The sequence below is a fragment of the Mycolicibacter sp. MU0102 genome, assembly GCF_963378105.1.
Lineage (GTDB): Bacteria > Actinomycetota > Actinomycetes > Mycobacteriales > Mycobacteriaceae > Mycobacterium > Mycobacterium holstebronense.
This window is the reverse complement of the sequence record NZ_OY726398.1, coordinates 4,743,289-4,758,847: the sequence shown is the minus strand read 5'-3', so window position 1 is coordinate 4,758,847 and position 15,559 is coordinate 4,743,289. Positions and strand designations below refer to the sequence as shown.

Annotated in this window: 14 protein-coding genes; 5 read left to right on the top strand and 9 right to left on the bottom strand. The window is 67.7% G+C overall.

The features are described from left to right. Position 1 precedes the first annotated feature (1 nt). From RCP37_RS21985 to RCP37_RS21945, 9 genes are all read right to left on the bottom strand, one after another. Positions 2–667 (bottom strand): SDR family oxidoreductase, encoded by a 666-nt coding sequence (locus RCP37_RS21985; RefSeq protein WP_308485015.1) that lies wholly within the window; start codon positions 665–667, stop codon positions 2–4. Then, on the bottom strand, positions 667–1,179 hold the full coding sequence (locus tag RCP37_RS21980; RefSeq protein ID WP_308485014.1) for a MarR family winged helix-turn-helix transcriptional regulator: 513 nt from the start codon (positions 1,177–1,179) through the stop codon (positions 667–669). The genes RCP37_RS21985 and RCP37_RS21980 overlap by 1 nt, the downstream gene beginning before the upstream one ends. Before the next feature lie 57 nt (positions 1,180–1,236). After that, a complete protein-coding gene (locus RCP37_RS21975) occupies positions 1,237–1,983 on the bottom strand; it encodes an amino acid ABC transporter ATP-binding protein (RefSeq protein ID WP_308485013.1) in 747 nt (248 codons plus the stop codon). Continuing rightward, positions 1,980–3,761 carry an ABC transporter substrate-binding protein/permease gene (locus RCP37_RS21970; protein WP_308485012.1) on the bottom strand — a complete coding sequence of 594 codons (1,782 nt, stop codon included), beginning with the start codon at positions 3,759–3,761 and terminating at the stop codon, positions 1,980–1,982. The genes RCP37_RS21975 and RCP37_RS21970 overlap by 4 nt, the downstream gene beginning before the upstream one ends. Then, on the bottom strand, positions 3,743–4,540 hold the full coding sequence (locus RCP37_RS21965) for an LLM class F420-dependent oxidoreductase (protein ID WP_308485011.1): 798 nt from the start codon (positions 4,538–4,540) through the stop codon (positions 3,743–3,745). The genes RCP37_RS21970 and RCP37_RS21965 overlap by 19 nt, the downstream gene beginning before the upstream one ends. 67 nt (positions 4,541–4,607) lie before the next feature. Further along, positions 4,608–5,492, bottom strand: coding sequence for an Rv0045c family esterase (locus RCP37_RS21960; protein ID WP_308485010.1), 885 nt, complete (start codon positions 5,490–5,492; stop codon positions 4,608–4,610). Positions 5,493–5,516: 24 nt separating this feature from the next. Continuing rightward, positions 5,517–6,608, bottom strand: coding sequence for an inositol-3-phosphate synthase (locus RCP37_RS21955; protein WP_308485009.1), 1,092 nt, complete (start codon positions 6,606–6,608; stop codon positions 5,517–5,519). Between the two features lie 79 nt (positions 6,609–6,687). Continuing rightward, positions 6,688–7,227 carry a PadR family transcriptional regulator gene (locus tag RCP37_RS21950; RefSeq protein ID WP_308485008.1) on the bottom strand — a complete coding sequence of 180 codons (540 nt, stop codon included), beginning with the start codon at positions 7,225–7,227 and terminating at the stop codon, positions 6,688–6,690. A 127-nt stretch (positions 7,228–7,354) separates the two neighbouring features. Then, on the bottom strand, positions 7,355–8,206 hold the full coding sequence (locus RCP37_RS21945; RefSeq protein WP_308485007.1) for a DUF1707 SHOCT-like domain-containing protein: 852 nt from the start codon (positions 8,204–8,206) through the stop codon (positions 7,355–7,357). Between the two features lie 112 nt (positions 8,207–8,318). Between RCP37_RS21945 and RCP37_RS21940 the strand changes: the two genes are divergently transcribed. From RCP37_RS21940 to RCP37_RS21920, 5 genes are read left to right on the top strand one after another with little or no spacing between them, the layout of a single operon-like run. After that, the gene (locus tag RCP37_RS21940; protein WP_046286212.1) at positions 8,319–8,744 is read left to right on the top strand and encodes a DUF5318 family protein; all 426 of its coding nucleotides are present in this window, start codon (positions 8,319–8,321) and stop codon (positions 8,742–8,744) included. Beyond that, positions 8,662–11,208: a transglycosylase domain-containing protein gene (locus RCP37_RS21935; protein WP_373693085.1), complete on the top strand. Its 2,547-nt coding sequence runs from the start codon at positions 8,662–8,664 to the stop codon at positions 11,206–11,208. Before RCP37_RS21940 ends, RCP37_RS21935 begins: the two co-directional genes overlap by 83 nt. Positions 11,209–11,265: 57 nt before the next feature. Next, positions 11,266–11,403, top strand: coding sequence for a hypothetical protein (locus tag RCP37_RS21930; RefSeq protein WP_308485006.1), 138 nt, complete (start codon positions 11,266–11,268; stop codon positions 11,401–11,403). After that, a complete protein-coding gene (locus RCP37_RS21925; protein WP_308485005.1) occupies positions 11,400–13,808 on the top strand; it encodes a transglycosylase domain-containing protein in 2,409 nt (802 codons plus the stop codon). Before RCP37_RS21930 ends, RCP37_RS21925 begins: the two co-directional genes overlap by 4 nt. 23 nt (positions 13,809–13,831) lie before the next feature. Beyond that, entirely contained in the window at positions 13,832–15,457 is a 1,626-nt protein-coding gene (locus RCP37_RS21920) for a glycosyltransferase family 87 protein (protein WP_308487204.1), read from the top strand. Positions 15,458–15,559: the final 102 nt, after the last annotated feature.

Below are 15,559 nucleotides of genomic sequence, written 5' to 3'. Positions count from 1 at the left end.
CTCAGCGCGGCCGGACCACTACTTCTTGCAGCTGTGCCTCGGCGGGGGTGCGGATTGCGCCGGCTACCACTTCGGCGACGGTGTCGGGGCGCAGGAATCGGGCCGGGTCGTACTCGCCACCCTCGTAGGCGACCAGATCTTGCTGCATGTCGGTGTCGACCCGGCCCGGGTAGACCGTGGTGACCCGTAGCGCGGGCTCGTCACTGCGCAGGGAATCGGCGAACGCCCGCAGCGCGAACTTGCTCGCCGAATACGACGCCATGCCCGGAGAAACCCGTTGCCCGGCACCGGAGTTGATGAAGACCACCTGGCCGCGGGCCGCCCGCAACGCGGGCAACAGAGCTAGCGTCAGGGCCACAGCCCCGAACACGTTCACCTCGAAGGTGGCCCGCCACTCTTCGATGTAGGACTCGCCGGCAGCACCGGGCAGCATTACCCCGGCGTTGTGCACCAGGACGTCGAGTTCGTCGACGACCTCGGTGGCGGCGTCGATCCCGTCGATGTCGGCCAAGTCGAGCGGCCAGGTGGTGGCGCCGAGCCGCTCGGCCACCGCGTCCAGACGCGCTGACGGCCGACCGGCCAGCAACAGGGTGTGGGTGGGCGCCAACGCTGCCGCTATCGCCGAACCGATACCGCCGCCGGCTCCGGTGATCAGGGCAGTCGGCATCAACCGCAATCCATGGGGCAGCCCGCATCGCCGGCGGCTGCCGGTTCGACACCATCACAGGTGGCCAGTCGCTCCAGGGGCTCGAGTGCCCGAGTCAGCAGGTCGAGTTCTTCTTGGCTGAGCTTGTTCAGCATCGCCGCCAGCGCCGCGTGCCGGTTTGCCAGCGACTCGCGGTGGCTCGCCAGTCCTTCGGGGGTGATGTCGACCAGCACGGCCCGCAGATCCGAGGGGTCGCGGCTGCGCTTGACCAGGCCGATCTTCTCCAGGCGGCGGATCGCCACCGTGGTGGTGGGGGTGCGGACCCGCTCGTGGGCGGCCAGCTCGGTCATCCGGATCGGGCCCCGATCCAGCAGCGTGATCAGGATCGACAGCTGGGCCAGCGTGAGTTCGCCAGTGGGGGTGCCTCCGCTGATGTCACCGCGCCGCAGGATCGAAAACAGTTTGGACAGCGAACGGTGCAAGCCTTCTGCGATCGCCGTCACCTGCGGCGTATCGGCCTTGCTGTCCGTCATAGTTCGCCAGTCTAACCGGTGACTGTAAAGAGGGTTGACAACTCGTGCAGGTTGCTGTCACAACACCTGGGAGAGAAACTTCTGCAGTCGCTGCGTCTCGGCGTTGTCGAAGATCTGATCGGGCGGACCGGACTCCACGACCTTGCCCCGGTCCATGAAGACCACCGTGTTCGCGGCTGAGCGAGCGAAGCCCATCTCGTGGGTGACCACCACCATCGTCATGCCATCGGCCCCGAGTTCGGCGATCAACGCCAGGATCCCTTTGACCAACTCCGGATCCAGCGCCGAGGTGGCTTCGTCGAAGAGCATCACCTGCGGCTGCATCGCCAGCGCGCGGGCGATCGCCACCCGTTGCTGCTGGCCGCCGGAGAGCGCCGACGGGCGGGACGTGGCCTTGTTCCTCAGCCCGACCCGGTCCAGCAGGCTCAGCGCGAGCTCGCGGGCGGCGTCGTCGGACATCCCGCGCAGCTTGCGCGGAGCCAGCGTGATGTTGTCCAGCACGCTGCGGTGCGGGAACAGATTGAAATGCTGGAACACCATCCCGATCCGCTGACGCAGCTCGTCGGGGTCGTCGCCCAGCACCGATCGGCCGCCCAGCAGGACGTCGCCGGCGTCGGGTTCGTGGAGCCGGTTCAAGGTGCGCAGCATCGTCGACTTACCTGACCCGGAGGGGCCGATCACCGCGGCGGTGGCGCCCGCGGGCACGTCGAGGTCGACTCCGCGCAGCACCTGGTTCTTGCCGAAAGACAACTGGATCTCTTTGGCCGCCAGCGACACCGGCTCGCGGGCTGCGGGGGCGCTCACGTCATCTCCTGACTGGAGATCGCCGGGCTCAGCTCGACCGAATCATCGGCTTCGGGGGGCCTGCCGCGCCGCAGCCGATGATCGACGACGTTCACCAGGTGGGTTAGCGGAATGGTCAGGGCCAGGTAAAGAATGCCGGCGGCCACCAAGGGGGAGAGACTGCCGGTCTGGGCGTTGAAGTCGCGGCCCACCTGGAACAACTCCCGCTGACCGGCGACCAGGCCGAGGAAGTACAGCAGCGCCGACGCTTTGAGCAGGGCGATGAACTGGTTGACCAGCGCCGGCAGCACCCGCCGGATGCCCTGCGGGATCACCACCAGTCGCATCGCGGCCGGGTAGCCGAAACCCAGTGCACGCGAGGCTTCCAGCTGGCCGGACTCCACACTTTGGATGCCCGAGCGCAAGATTTCCCCGATGTAGGCCGCGGCGGTCAGCCCCAGGGCCGCGATCCCCAGCGGGTACGGATTGTTGTGCGTCAGGCCGCCCACCAGTGGCCCGACCGCCAGACCGATGAGCAGGATGATCAGTACCTCGGGCAGTCCCCGGAAGATGTCGGTGTAGATCCGCGCCGGCCAGCGCAGCCACCGGGTCCGCGAGATTCCGGCCACGGCCAGCCCCAGCCCCGCCACCAAACCGATCGCGCCGCCGCTCACGGTGAGCAGCAGCGTGTTGGGCAGGCCGGTCTTGAGCAGGTCGGGCAGGGCGCGCCGGTACAACTGCCAGTCGAAGAACGAGTCGCGTAGCTGTGCCAGCGTCGATTTGGGCGTGTACGGCTCCGACTCGGGCCGGTGATGCCGGGCCGCTATCGCCGCGAAGTCCGGCAGATGCGGGGTGGCTGCCGACTTGGAACCCGGCTGCCAGTCTGGTGGCAGCGGCCGCGGCACCCAGTCGGTGAACAGCTGTGGCCAGGTGCCGTCTTCGATGACAGCGTCCAGGCCGGAGTTCAGCGCCGAGATCAGCGCCTGGTTCCCTTTGGCCACCGCGTATGCCTCGAAGCCGGCCGGGCTGAAGGTGTAGCCGACGATCTGCGCCGGATCGCCCGGCTTCAACAGGTTCAGCGCGGTGAGCGACGGCGCCACCCAGGCGTCGACCTGGCGGCTCTTCAGGCTGGCGTACAGCGTGACCGAGTCGGGGAACCGCACCGGTTCGACTTCCAGGGCGTCGACGGCGTAGGCGTCTTCGACGGTGCCCTGGACCACCGCGATGCGCTGGCCGCCGGCCAGGGCGTCGAATCCGGTGATCCCCGATCCAGCCGGGACCACCAGCGCCATGTAGCCGAAGTCGTAGCCGTTGGTGAAACCGACTGTGCGGCGGCGCTCGTCGGTGGCGTTGATCGACGCCGACCCGACGTCGAAACGTCCCGACTCCACCTGGGCCAGCAGGCCGAAGAAGTCGGTGCCGACGAAGTGCACCCGCAGGCCCAGCTTCTTGGCGATGGCCCGCAGCAGTTCGTTGTCGAACCCGCTGTAGCGGCCCTTGGCGTTGATGCAGTTTGTCGGGGGGCTTTCGGTCAGCGTGCCGACCGTCAGTACCCCGGGGGTGCCCAGCCCGAGTTTGGTCACGTCAATCGAACTCAGCGGCTCGACGCCGGCCGTGGTGTATTTGTCCTCGCGCGGCCGTTTGGCGTTGGCCAGTTTGACCGGCAACGCGACGGCGGCCTGCTCCCCGGGCGGGGTGCACAGGTCCGGGGCGGCCCCGGCTGGCGGCACCGCCGCCAGACCGCCCACGATCATGCACGTGGCGATGAACGCCGCGAGCCTTATTGCTGATCGCGCCATCGGCACAGCGCCTCGGCGGCGGTCAGGTCGTAGTCGGGACCGCTGCTGCCGATGGTCAGCAGGCTCACCCCGAGGCCGGTCAACGCGTCGGCCTCGGCGAGCAGATCCGCCACGGTGCCGCGGGTCTGGTCACCGCCCAGTGCCGCCGAGTGCTCGATCGTGGCGGGGTCTCGCCCGATGGCGTCGCAGTGCTGTGCCAGCACGGCGGCCTTGTGCGGGTAGCTGTCGGCGTCGGCGAAGCTGTGCCACATGTCGGCGTGCTCGGCCACAAGGCGCAGCGTCTTGCGCTCGCCGCCACCCCCGATCAACAGCGGAATCGCGCGGGTGGGCGGCGGATTAAGTTGGGCTAGGCGGGTTTTGATGCGCGGCAGTGCGCCGGCCAGGTCGTCCAGGCGGCTGCCCGCGGTGCCGAACTCGTAGCCGTATTCCCGGTAGTCGCGGTGCTTCCAGCCCGAGCCGATGCCCAGGATCAGTCGGCCGTCGCCGATGTGGTCGACGGTGCGGGCCATGTCGGCGAGCAGCTCCGGGTTGCGATAGGAGTTGCACGACACCAGCGCGCCGATCTGGATGCGCGAGGTCTGCTCGGCCCAGGCGGCCAGCATGGTCCAGCACTCGAAGTGCGGTCCGTCGCGGTCGCCGTAGAGCGGGAAGAAATGGTCCCAGTTGAAGGCGATGTCGACCCCTAGGTCCTCGCAACGCCGGACCGCATCGCGGATGGCGCTGTAGTGCGCCGTGTGTTGGGGCTGCAGCTGGACGGCGATGCGGATGGACCGGGCCATCTCGCCACCTTATCCCCGGAATTGCCGGATTGATGCGGCGCTTCCAGCCTCGCTGAACCGACTGGTTCTATGCCAGGGCCATGCGCAGCAGCTCGACCAGGACGCGCGGCCGATCACTTTGCACGGAGTGCCCGGCTCCGTCGACCACGTGGGTGGTCAACCCCGGCGAACGTTGCGCGTACTCGGCGACGTCGTCGGCGGTGACGAAGAACGAATCGCCGCCGCGGATCAAGGTGGTGGGCGCGGTGATCGCCGAGACATCGGTCCACAGCTCGGTGAAGTCGCCAACCGAGCGGATGGTGTCGTAACGCCACGTCCAACTGCCGTCCGGCAACCGACGAGTGTTGTGGAACAGTCCGCGTCGCAGCGACTCCGGATCCCGGTGCGGCGCCGCGGCCGTGGTGATCGCCAGCAGTGACTCGAAGTCGGGGAAGGTCCGATCGCCTTGGGCCAATGCCACGGTCCCGCGGTCGGCAGCGCTCATCTCGGCGTGCCGCTGCAACGCCGACGGTGTCACGTCCACGATCGCCAACCGGCGCACCAGCTCGCCGGCGGTGGCCGCCAGTCGGATCGCGGTCAGCCCGCCCAGGGACATGCCGACCACCAACTCGGCGTCCGGTGCCAGCTCGCGCAGCACCGGCGCCAGCGTGGCGGCATTGCGTTGGGGCGAGTAGTCGCCGTCCTCGCGCCACGCCGAGCGGCCGTGCCCGGGCAGGTCCACCGCCAGCGCGGGCTCGCCGAGCCCGAGGATGACGGTGTCCCAGGTGTGAGCGTTCTGCGCGCCGCCGTGCAGGAACACCACGCGCGGCGGTGCCGAACCCCAGCGCAGCGCGCTGACTTCAGCGGTATCGATGCGCTCCACGTCGGGCAACGCACTGGCCAGACCGGCCTGCTCGGCGTTTCCCCTCAATAGGGCGAACTCCGAGAGGCCGGCCAGCTCGTCGTCAGTCATGTCCCCGCGCAGAGTCGATGGTGTCTAGCCGACGATGAATTCTTCGAGCTGGGCGCGCGCGATGTCGTCAGCCAGCTGCTTGGGCGGGCTCTTCATCAGGTACGCCGATGCCGGCAGGATGGGTCCGCCGATGCCACGGTCCTTGGCGATCTTGGCGGCACGCACCGCGTCGATGATGATGCCGGCCGAGTTCGGCGAGTCCCACACCTCGAGCTTGTACTCCAGGTTCAGCGGAGCGTCGCCGAAGGCGCGGCCCTCGAGGCGCACGTAGGCCCACTTGCGGTCATCGAGCCAGGCGACGTGGTCGGACGGGCCGATGTGCACGTTCTTGTCCTCGACCTTGCCGGCCAGCGAGCCGGTCAGGTTAGAGGTGACGGCCTGGGTCTTGGAGACCTTCTTGGACTCCAGGCGCTCGCGCTCGAGCATGTTCTTGAAGTCCATGTTGCCGCCGACGTTGAGCTGGTAGGTGCGGTCCAGTGTGACGCCACGGTCCTCGAACAGCTTGGCCATCACGCGGTGGGTGATGGTGGCGCCGACCTGGCTCTTGATGTCGTCGCCGACGATCGGCACGCCGGCGTCGGCGAACTTCTTGGCCCACACCGGGTCGGAGGCGATGAACACCGGCAGCGCGTTGACGAATGCCACATTGGCGTCGATGGCGCACTGGGCGTAGAACTTGTCGGCCTCTTCCGAACCCACCGGCAGGTAGGAGACCAGCACGTCGACCTTGGCCTCGCGCAGGGCGGCGACCACGTCCACAGCCTCGGCGTCGGAAACCTCGATGGTCTCGGCGTAGTACTTGCCGATGCCGTCCAGGGTCGGCCCACGCTGCACGATGACGTTGGTCGGCGGCACGTCGGCGATCTTGATGGTGTTGTTCTCCGAGGCGAAGATGGCCTCGGACAGGTCGAAGCCGACCTTCTTGGCGTCCACGTCGAACGCGGCGACGAACTTCACGTCGCGGACGTGGTACGGACCGAAGCGCACGTGCATCAAGCCCGGGACCGTCGAGGTGTCATCGGCGTTCTGGTAGTACTGCACGCCTTGGACCAGCGAGGAGGCGCAGTTACCGACGCCGACAATGGCGACCCGCACTTCCGTCGATTGCTCAGTCATTTCCGACGATCTCCTTTTTCTGCTTCCACTGCTGACGTGCTGTGTTGTGTTGCCCCGATGCCCGCGTCTGTATGCAGGATCAGGGTTGTTCGGCCCGGTTCGATGCGCGTTCGGCCGCGATCAGCTCGTTGAGCCAATTGACCTCCCGCTCGCTGGACTCCAGCCCGAGCTGGTGCAGCTGGCGGGTATAGCGGTCCAACGAGTTGCTGGCCCGCGCCACCGCGTTGCGCAGGCCTTCCCGGCGTTCTTCCACCTGCCGGCGGCGGCCTTCGAGGATCCGCATCCGAGCTTCGGCCGGGGTGCGGTTGAAGAACGCCAGGTGGACTCCAAAGCCGTCGTCTGTGTAGTTCTGCGGGCCGGTGTCGGACACCAGCTCGTTGAATCGCTGACGGCCGGCGTCGGTCAGCCGGTACACCCGACGGGCCCGGCGCACCGGGGTCCCCGTTGGGGTGGCGTCCTCGGCGATCACGCCGGCCAGCTGCATGCGCCGCAGTGCGGGATACAGCGAACCGTAGGAGAACGCCCGGAACGCACCCAGCAGACCGGTCAACCGCTTCCGGAGCTCGTAGCCGTGCATCGGAGACTCGAGCAACAAGCCCAAAATGGCGAGCTCAAGCACTCCAGTCACCTCCTCCAGATGGTGTAGCTACGACCGTTCGACGGTTCGCGCCATAGTATCGCGCCGATATAACTACGCCCAAGGGGCTACTGTTCGTCAGCTGTTCAGGCCGTAGGGGCCAAGAATTTCAGGACGGGTAATTGACGCGTTTGACGGTGCCGTCGCCCGCGAAGGCGATGTAGCCGCTGCCGTAGTCGCTGGAAACATACACCGACAGCGATAGAGCACCCGGTGTCGTGGGATCCCGAGCGGGATCCACGATCAGGTAGGTGCTTTTCACGTCGGCTGGTTTGATCCCGAGCGTCTCGGGAGCCCCACGCAGGATCCCGACCGCGGCCTTCACGTCGAATGCGCTCAGATCGACCAGCACGTCATCACTGCTCTTGGACGAAGTGGAGGGGTCATCCCAGCCGCCGCGGTAGGAGTAGTCCAGTTTGCGGCGCTCTTCGGTCGGGTCGGGCCGATCGAGGGATGCGTAGTCGGGGTAGACCACCAGCCGGTAGCCCATGGTGTCGCCGAACTTCTGCCGTGCCTGCTCCAGCAGGCCGGTGAGTCCGCCCAGGGACTGCAGCTGTCGTGGTGGGGTGAGCACCACCGGCGCGACGCCGTCCGGCTTGGCCCCGGGATCTGAGGTGAAACTCAGCGGCGAGCTGGTGTTTCCGTACATCGCCCAACCGAGCAGCATGCCCGCCAGCACCGCGGTGCCTAGTGCGCCCAGTGCCCTGACGGCGACACTGCGCACGCCGAACTTCGCGGGACTGCCCAATGCCGGCAGCTTGACCGGCGCGGTCTCGGTCTGCAGGTCGCCGACCAGGGAATGCAGGTCTCCCAGGGTCACGGCTCGGGTGGCCGCGCTGATTCGCTCCTGGTGCTCGGCGCTGGATACCTGCCCCTCGCCCAGCGCGCTGTCCAGGATCCGGCAGACGTCGTCGCGGTCGCTGTCCTTGGCCCGGGTGCCTGCGGTCTGCCGTGTCGCCACGGCGACGATCGTAAAAGACGGCTGCCCGGTAGTGGCGGCGAATCCGCCGGTTAGCGCCGGTTGGGGGCGTTGATCGCGAGTGCCGGTGAGGACCCGACGTACTCTGGTGACCGTGCGATTGCAGCGACAGGTAGTGGACTACGCGCTCCGGCGCCGTTCCCTGCTGGCCGAGGTCTACTCCGGGCGTACCGGGGTCACCGAGGTGTGCGACGCCAACCCGTATCTGCTGCGCGCCGCGAAGTTCCACGGCAAGGCCAGCGCGGTGGTCTGCCCCATCTGCCGCAAGGAGCCGCTCACCCTGGTGTCGTGGGTGTACGGCGACCAGCTGGGTGCGGTCTCGGGCTCGGCGCGCTCCGCCGAGGAGCTGGTTCTGCTGGCCACCCGCTTCTCGGAGTTCTCGGTGTACGTCGTCGAGGTGTGCCGGACCTGCAGCTGGAATCACCTTGTGAAGTCATATGTGTTGGGCCTCGCGAGCCCGCCCAAGGGATCCCGCGGTCGACGGCCGGCACGCAGCGGAGCCCGTACCGCCAGTGAGTAAACATCACGACGACGGGTCCGATGCTGGATCGGCCCGGCCCTCCGACGCTGCCGGCCGGCGCCCACCGGCGGGGCCGGATGACCGCCAGACCACGATCATTCCGGCAGTTGACGACGCCGTGACTGCCGATCTGCGGGACCCGATCGATGCGGTGCGGGCGGCACTCGACGGGGCGCCTCCACAACGCGAGCAGACGTTGAGTGGCCGGATCCCGCGACGCGAGCCACCGCCGGAGAAGCCGACCGTGTCGCCGCCGCGGCGGGCAGAGCGCTCCGCTTCCGCCGACCGGCCGGCCGCGCCGAATCCGCTGGAGTGGCTGCGCGCCCATCCGCCGAATTGGCGGTGGATCCGGCGCGGGCTCTACACCGCCGTGGTGGTGATGCTGCTGCTGCCGGTCATCACCTTCGCGATGGCCTACTCCATCACCGACGTGCCCTCGCCCGGCGACATCCGGACCAACCAGGTATCGACGATCTTGGCCAGTGACGGTTCCGAACTGGCCAAGATCATTCCGCCGGAAGGCAACCGCGTCGACATCGACATCAACCAGGTGCCGGTCTACGTGCGCAACGCGGTGTTGGCGGCCGAGGACCGCGACTTTTACTCCAACCCGGGATTCTCGGTGTCGGGTTTCGCCCGCGCGATCAAGAACAACCTGTTCGGCGGCGACACCCAGGGCGGTTCGACGATCACCCAGCAATACGTCAAGAACGCCCTGGTCGGATCCGAGCGGGCCGGTATGGGCGGATTGGTCCGCAAGGCCAAAGAGCTGGTGATCGCCACCAAGATGTCGAGTGCGTGGCGCAAAGACGATGTGCTGCAGGCCTACCTGAACATCATCTACTTCGGCCGCGGCGCCTATGGGATCGCCGCGGCGTCACGGGCGTACTTCGACAAGCCCGTCGAGGAGCTCGATATCGCCGAGGGTGCGCTGCTGGCCGCCCTGATCCAGCGGCCGTCCACGTTGGACCCGGCGGTCGATCCCGAAGGCGCCCTCGACCGGTGGAGCTGGGTGCTCGACGGCATGGTGGAGACCGGAGCCATTTCCGCCGGTGAGCGCGCCGCCCAAGAGTTTCCGTCCACGGTCTCGCCCGAACTGGCCCGCAGCCAGAACATCACCACCGGGCCCAACGGGTTGATCCAGCGGCAGGTCACGAGTGAGCTGCTCGAGCTGTTCAACATCGACGAACAGACGCTCAACACCCAGGGCCTGCAGATCACCACCACTATCGACCCGGCGGCGCAGGAGGCCGCCGAAGACGCGGTGGCCACTTACCTCAAAGACCAGATCCCCAACATGCGGACCGCGGTCGTGTCCATCGACCCGCGCGACGGCGCGGTGCGCGCCTACTACGGCGGATCGGATGCCAACGGTTTCGACTTCGCCCAGGCCGGGCTGCAGACCGGGTCGTCGTTCAAGGTGTTCGCCCTGGTGGCCGCGTTGGAGCAGGGCATCGGCTTGGGCTATCAGATCGACAGTTCACCGCTGACCCTCGACAACGGCCGGACCAAGATCACCAACGCCGAGGGCGAGGGCTGCGGTGTCTGCAACATCGCCGAGGCGCTCAAGCGCTCGTTGAACACCGCCTACTACCGGCTGATGCTCAAACTCAAGAACGGGGCGCAGGACGTCGCCGACGCAGCGCATCAGGCCGGGGTGGCCAAGAGCTTCCCCGGCGTACCGCACACCCTGTCGCAGGATGGCGGCCCGCCCGAAGGCGGAGTGGTGCTGGGCCAGTACCAGACCCGGGTGATCGACATGGCCTCGGCGTACGCGACGCTGGCGGACTCCGGCATCTACCACCCACCGCACTTCGTGGAGAAGGTGGAAAGCGCCGACGGCCGGGTGCTGTTCGATGCGAAGACTTCCGAAGACACCGGCGAGCAGCGCATCCCCAAGGCGGTCGCCGACAACGTCACCTCCGCCATGCAGCCCATCGCCGCCTGGTCGCGTGGGCACAACCTGGCCGGCGGGCGACCGTCGGCGGCCAAGACCGGCACTACGCAGCTGGGCGACACCGGGGCCAACCGGGACGGTTGGATGGTCGGCTACACGCCGTCGCTGTCGACCGCCGTCTGGGTGGGCACCACCGGGGGAGACGAGCCGCTGGTGAATCAGTGGGGTGGTCCGGTCTACGGCGCGGGCATTCCGGCCGACATCTGGAAGGCCACCATGGACGGCGCCCTGAAGGGCACGTCCAACGAAACCTTCCCCACGCCCACCGAGATCGGCGGCTATGCCGGCGTCCCGGCCGCGCCGCCACCGCCCCCTCCGATGGACGCCGGCCCGCCGGCCCCCCCGGAGGAAACCGTCATCCAGCCGACGATCGAGATCGCCCCGGGCATCACCATCCCGATCGGTCCGCCCACCACGATCACGGCCGCCCCACCGGCGCCGCCGGTGCCGCAGGCGCCCGAGCCGGGCGGCCCACCTGCGGCCGAGCCGCTGCCCCCCGCGCCGTAGTGCGTTTGTGACCTTGTTTCAACCCGATGGTGAGTCCACGGAAGTAATCTGTTGGCCATGCGACTGCAGCGATGCGTGGGGGACGACTGGCTGCTGAGCACTTCGCCGATCACCGAAAAGGGTTGCGCCCGACTCGGGATGGCGAAGGGCCGGAAGCCCGACTCCTACCCGCAAGGACGCCCTGGGTTCCTGTGAAGACCCAGGGTCCGACAGCGCCGGGTGCCAACAGCGCTGACGAAGAGCACTTCTTGACGACGACCGACGTCAAGCCCACCGACGAAGCGAGCGGGACGGACGCCGACACCGCCGCGGACAAGTCCGCCGACTGCACCGATGACGAGTTGGACCTGCAAGAGCGCCTCGAAGCGGTCAAGGCCGCCATGGAGCGCCCGCGCCCGGACAGCGAAAAGCCCCTTGTCCCAGACGAATCGCCGGCAGATATCGACGTCCAGTTCGACCAGCACGAATCGCGGCGACGGAAATGGCTCTGGGCCAGACGCGGCCTGTACGCCGCCGCTGCGACGCTCCTGGCGGTGCCGGTCGTCACCTTCGGGATGGCCTACCGCACCGTGGAGGTGCCCGAACCCGGTGACATCCACACCACTCAGGTGTCGACAATCCTCGCAGCCGACGGTACCGAGCTAGCGAAAATCGTTCCGCCGGACGGGAATCGGATTGACATCAAGCTAGACCGGGTACCGGTTCACGTACGTGACGCGGTGTTGGCCGCCGAGGACCGCGACTTCTACACCAACTCCGGCTTCTCGGTCTCGGGGTTGTTTCGGGCGGTCAAGAACAATCTGACCGGCGGTGACACCCAGGGCGGTTCGACGATCACCCAGCAGTACGTCAAGAACGCGCTGGTCGGGTCCGAGCGGGCCGGCATGGGCGGACTGGTCCGCAAGGGCAAAGAGCTCGTCATCGCCACCAAAATGTCCGAGGCGTGGTCCAAAGACGAAGTGCTGGAGGCCTACCTCAACATCATCTACTTCGGCCGCACTACCTACGGGATCGCCGCGGCCGCCCGGGCGTACTTCGACAAGCAGGTCGAGGACCTCACCGTCTCCGAGGGCGCCTTATTGGCGGCGGTGATTCAGCGGCCGTCCGCGTTGGACCCGGCGATCAACCGGGATCGCGCCGTCGACCGCTGGAATTGGGTACTCGACGGCATGGTGCAAACCGGCGCACTGACACTCAGCGAGCGGGCCAAGCAGTTCTTCCCGACGACGATCCCGCCTGACCAGGCGCGCAATGCCGACCAAGCCTCCGGGCCCGCCGGGCTGATCCAGCGCCAGGTCACCGAGGAATTGCTCGACATGTTCCACATCGACGAGCAGACCCTGAACATGGAGGGACTGCGCATCACCACCACGATCGACATGAAGGCGCAGCGGGCGGTGGAGAAAGCCGTCAGAGCGACCATGGCGGGGCAAAAACCGACCATGCGGACCGCTGTGGTCTCCATCGATCCTCGCAGCGGCGCGGTGCGGGCCTACTACGGCGGCGACGAGGTCGGTGGATTCGACTTCGCGCAGGCCGGCTTGCAGACCGGTTCGTCGTTCAAGGTGTTCGCCTTGGTGGCGGCGCTGAAACAGGGCATCGGCCTGGGGGAGCAGATCGACAGCGGCCCGCTGACGGTCGGCAAGACCAAGATCAGCAATGTGGGCGGCGCCAGCTGTGGAGTCTGCAACATCGCCGAGGCGCTCAAACGATCGCTCAACACGGCGTACTACCGGCTGATGCTCAAGCTCAAGCACGGACCGCAGGACGTCGCCGACGCCGCACACGATCTCGGGGTCGCCAAGAGCTTCCCGGGTGTCGCGCACACCCTGTCCCAGGACGGCCTCGGCGGGCCCCCGGAGAATGGCATCGTGCTCGGCCAGTACCAGACTCGGGTGATCGATATGGCGTCGGCGTACGCGACCCTGGCCGACTCCGGCATGTACCACCGGCCGCACTTCATTCAGAAGGTCGTCGGCCCCGATGACCGGGTTCTCTTCGACGTAGCGGCCGCCAAGGACTCCGGGGAGCAGCGAGTCCCGAAAGCAGTCGCGGACAATGTCACCGACGCCATGAAGGCGATTCCGAGCTGGTCGGGCGGGCACGACCTGGCTGGTGGGCGCCCGGCCGCGGCCAAGACCGGCACCACGCAGCTCGGCACCACCGGGGCCAACCGGGACGCCTGGATGGTCGGCTACACGCCGACCCTGTCGACCGCGGTCTGGGTGGGCACCACCGGCGGCGACGAACCGCTGACCAACAAGTGGGGCGGGCCGGTATACGGCGCGGGCCTGCCGGCCGAGATCTGGAAAGCCAGCATGGACGGCGCGCTGTGGGGTGACCCGATCGTGCAGTTCCCCAAGCCCACTGAGATCGGCGGTTCCGCGGGCGTGCCGACCAGCGCGCCTATCCCCGTGCAGTACGACTGGTATCCGGCGCCGCCGCCGCCACAGGATATTGACGAGCCGGCGCCTCCGCCGCCGGGCTTCCCGATGCCGGAACCCTTCCCGCCTCCTCCACCCCCGCCACCGCCTCCTCCGCCTCCACCACCCCCGCCGCCGGAGCCGCCCCCGCCCCCGGCGCCGGAGGCTCTCCCGTGAGCCAGGAGACGACCGAACGCACGATGCGCTCACCGCGCGGGCTGGCGGCGGACCTGCGCAGTGCCGACGACCGTGATCTGCCCAGCCGCACCGATGCAGTCGGCCGGGCATTGTCGAACACCATCGGTGGGCCCGTCGGCCGCCATGCGCTGATCGGGCGGACCAGGTTCATGACGCCGCTGCGGGTGATGTTTTTGATCGCCGTGCTCTTCTTGGCGCTGGGCTGGACCACCAAGGCGGCGTGCCTGCAGAGCACCGGTAGCGGGAGCCCCGACCAGCGGGTGGCCAACTGGGACAACGAACGCGCGTACTTTCAGCTGTGCTACTCCGACGTGGTGCCGCTTTACACCGCGGAGCTATTGGATCAGGGCAAGTTCCCGTACAAGTCCAGCTGGGTGGAGAAGGACTCGTCGGGCAAGGAACAGACCCGCTACGACGGACTGCCCGCCGTGCGGTACATGGAATATCCGGTGCTGACCGGGCTGTACCAGTATTCGGCGATGGCGCTGGCGAAGACGTACACGGCGATCACCAAGGTGGTGAAGATCCCGGCGTTGAGCGGGGTCGCCGAGGTGGTGGTGTTCTTCGACATCGTCGCGCTGGGTCTGGCCCTGGCCTGGTTGGCGACGGTGTGGTCCACAGCCGGGCTGGCCGGTCGACGCGTCTGGGACGCGGCGCTGGTGGCGGCTTCGCCGCTGGTGATCTTCCAGATCTTCACCAACTTCGATGCGTTGGCGACGGCGTTCGCCGGGGCCGGTCTGTTGGCCTGGGCGCGCCGGCGCCCGACTGCGGCCGGGGTACTGCTCGGTCTGGGCACCGCCGCCAAGCTGTATCCGGTACTGCTGTTGTTCCCGCTGCTGGTGCTGGCGCTGCGCACCGGCCGGCTGCAGGAGGTTAAACGCACCGTGGTGGCCACCGCGGTCAGCTGGCTGGTGGTGAACCTGCCCGTCCTGCTGTACGCACCGCGGGGCTGGAGCGAATTCTTCCGGCTCAACTCCCGCCGCGGCGACGACATGGATTCGCTCTACAACGTGGTCAGGTCATTGACCGGCTGGCGGGGTTTCGACGGCGACCTGGGGATGTGGCAGCCTCCGACGGTGCTCAACGGCGCCGTCGCCGCACTGTTCGCGCTGTGCTGCCTCGGAATCGGCTACATCGCGCTGACTGCGCCGCGGCGCCCTCGCGTCGCGCAGTTGGCGTTCCTGGTGGTTGCGGCGTTCCTGTTGACCAACAAGGTCTGGAGTCCGCAGTTCTCGCTGTGGCTGGTGCCGCTGGCGGTGCTCGCGCTGCCCCACCGCCGGCTGCTGCTGATCTGGATGACCGTCGATGCGCTGGTCTGGATGCCGCGGATGTACTACCTCTACAGCGTTGCGGATCGCAGCCTGCCCGAGCAGTGGTTCACCACCACGGTGTTGCTGCGCGATCTAGCGGTCGTGGTGCTGTGCGCACTGGTGATCAGGCAGATCTACCGCCCGCAGCAAGACCTGGTGCGCGCCCACGGATGGGCCGACGACCCGGCCGGCGGGGTGTTCGATGAGGCACCCGATGCCCCTCCGTCCTGGCTGCCGGCCCGGCTGCGACCTGCTGGTAGTGTTAGCGGCCGGCTTGAGGGCGATGCTGCCCAGCCGGGTCCTATCGCGGCAAAGTGAACTCCTGGACCGTCGTCGAGGACTCAAATAGTGGTTTAGTGGCCTGTTATTGGAACCGTGGTTTACTCAGGCGCAAATCTGTCGTGACCTTGCTGTAACCTC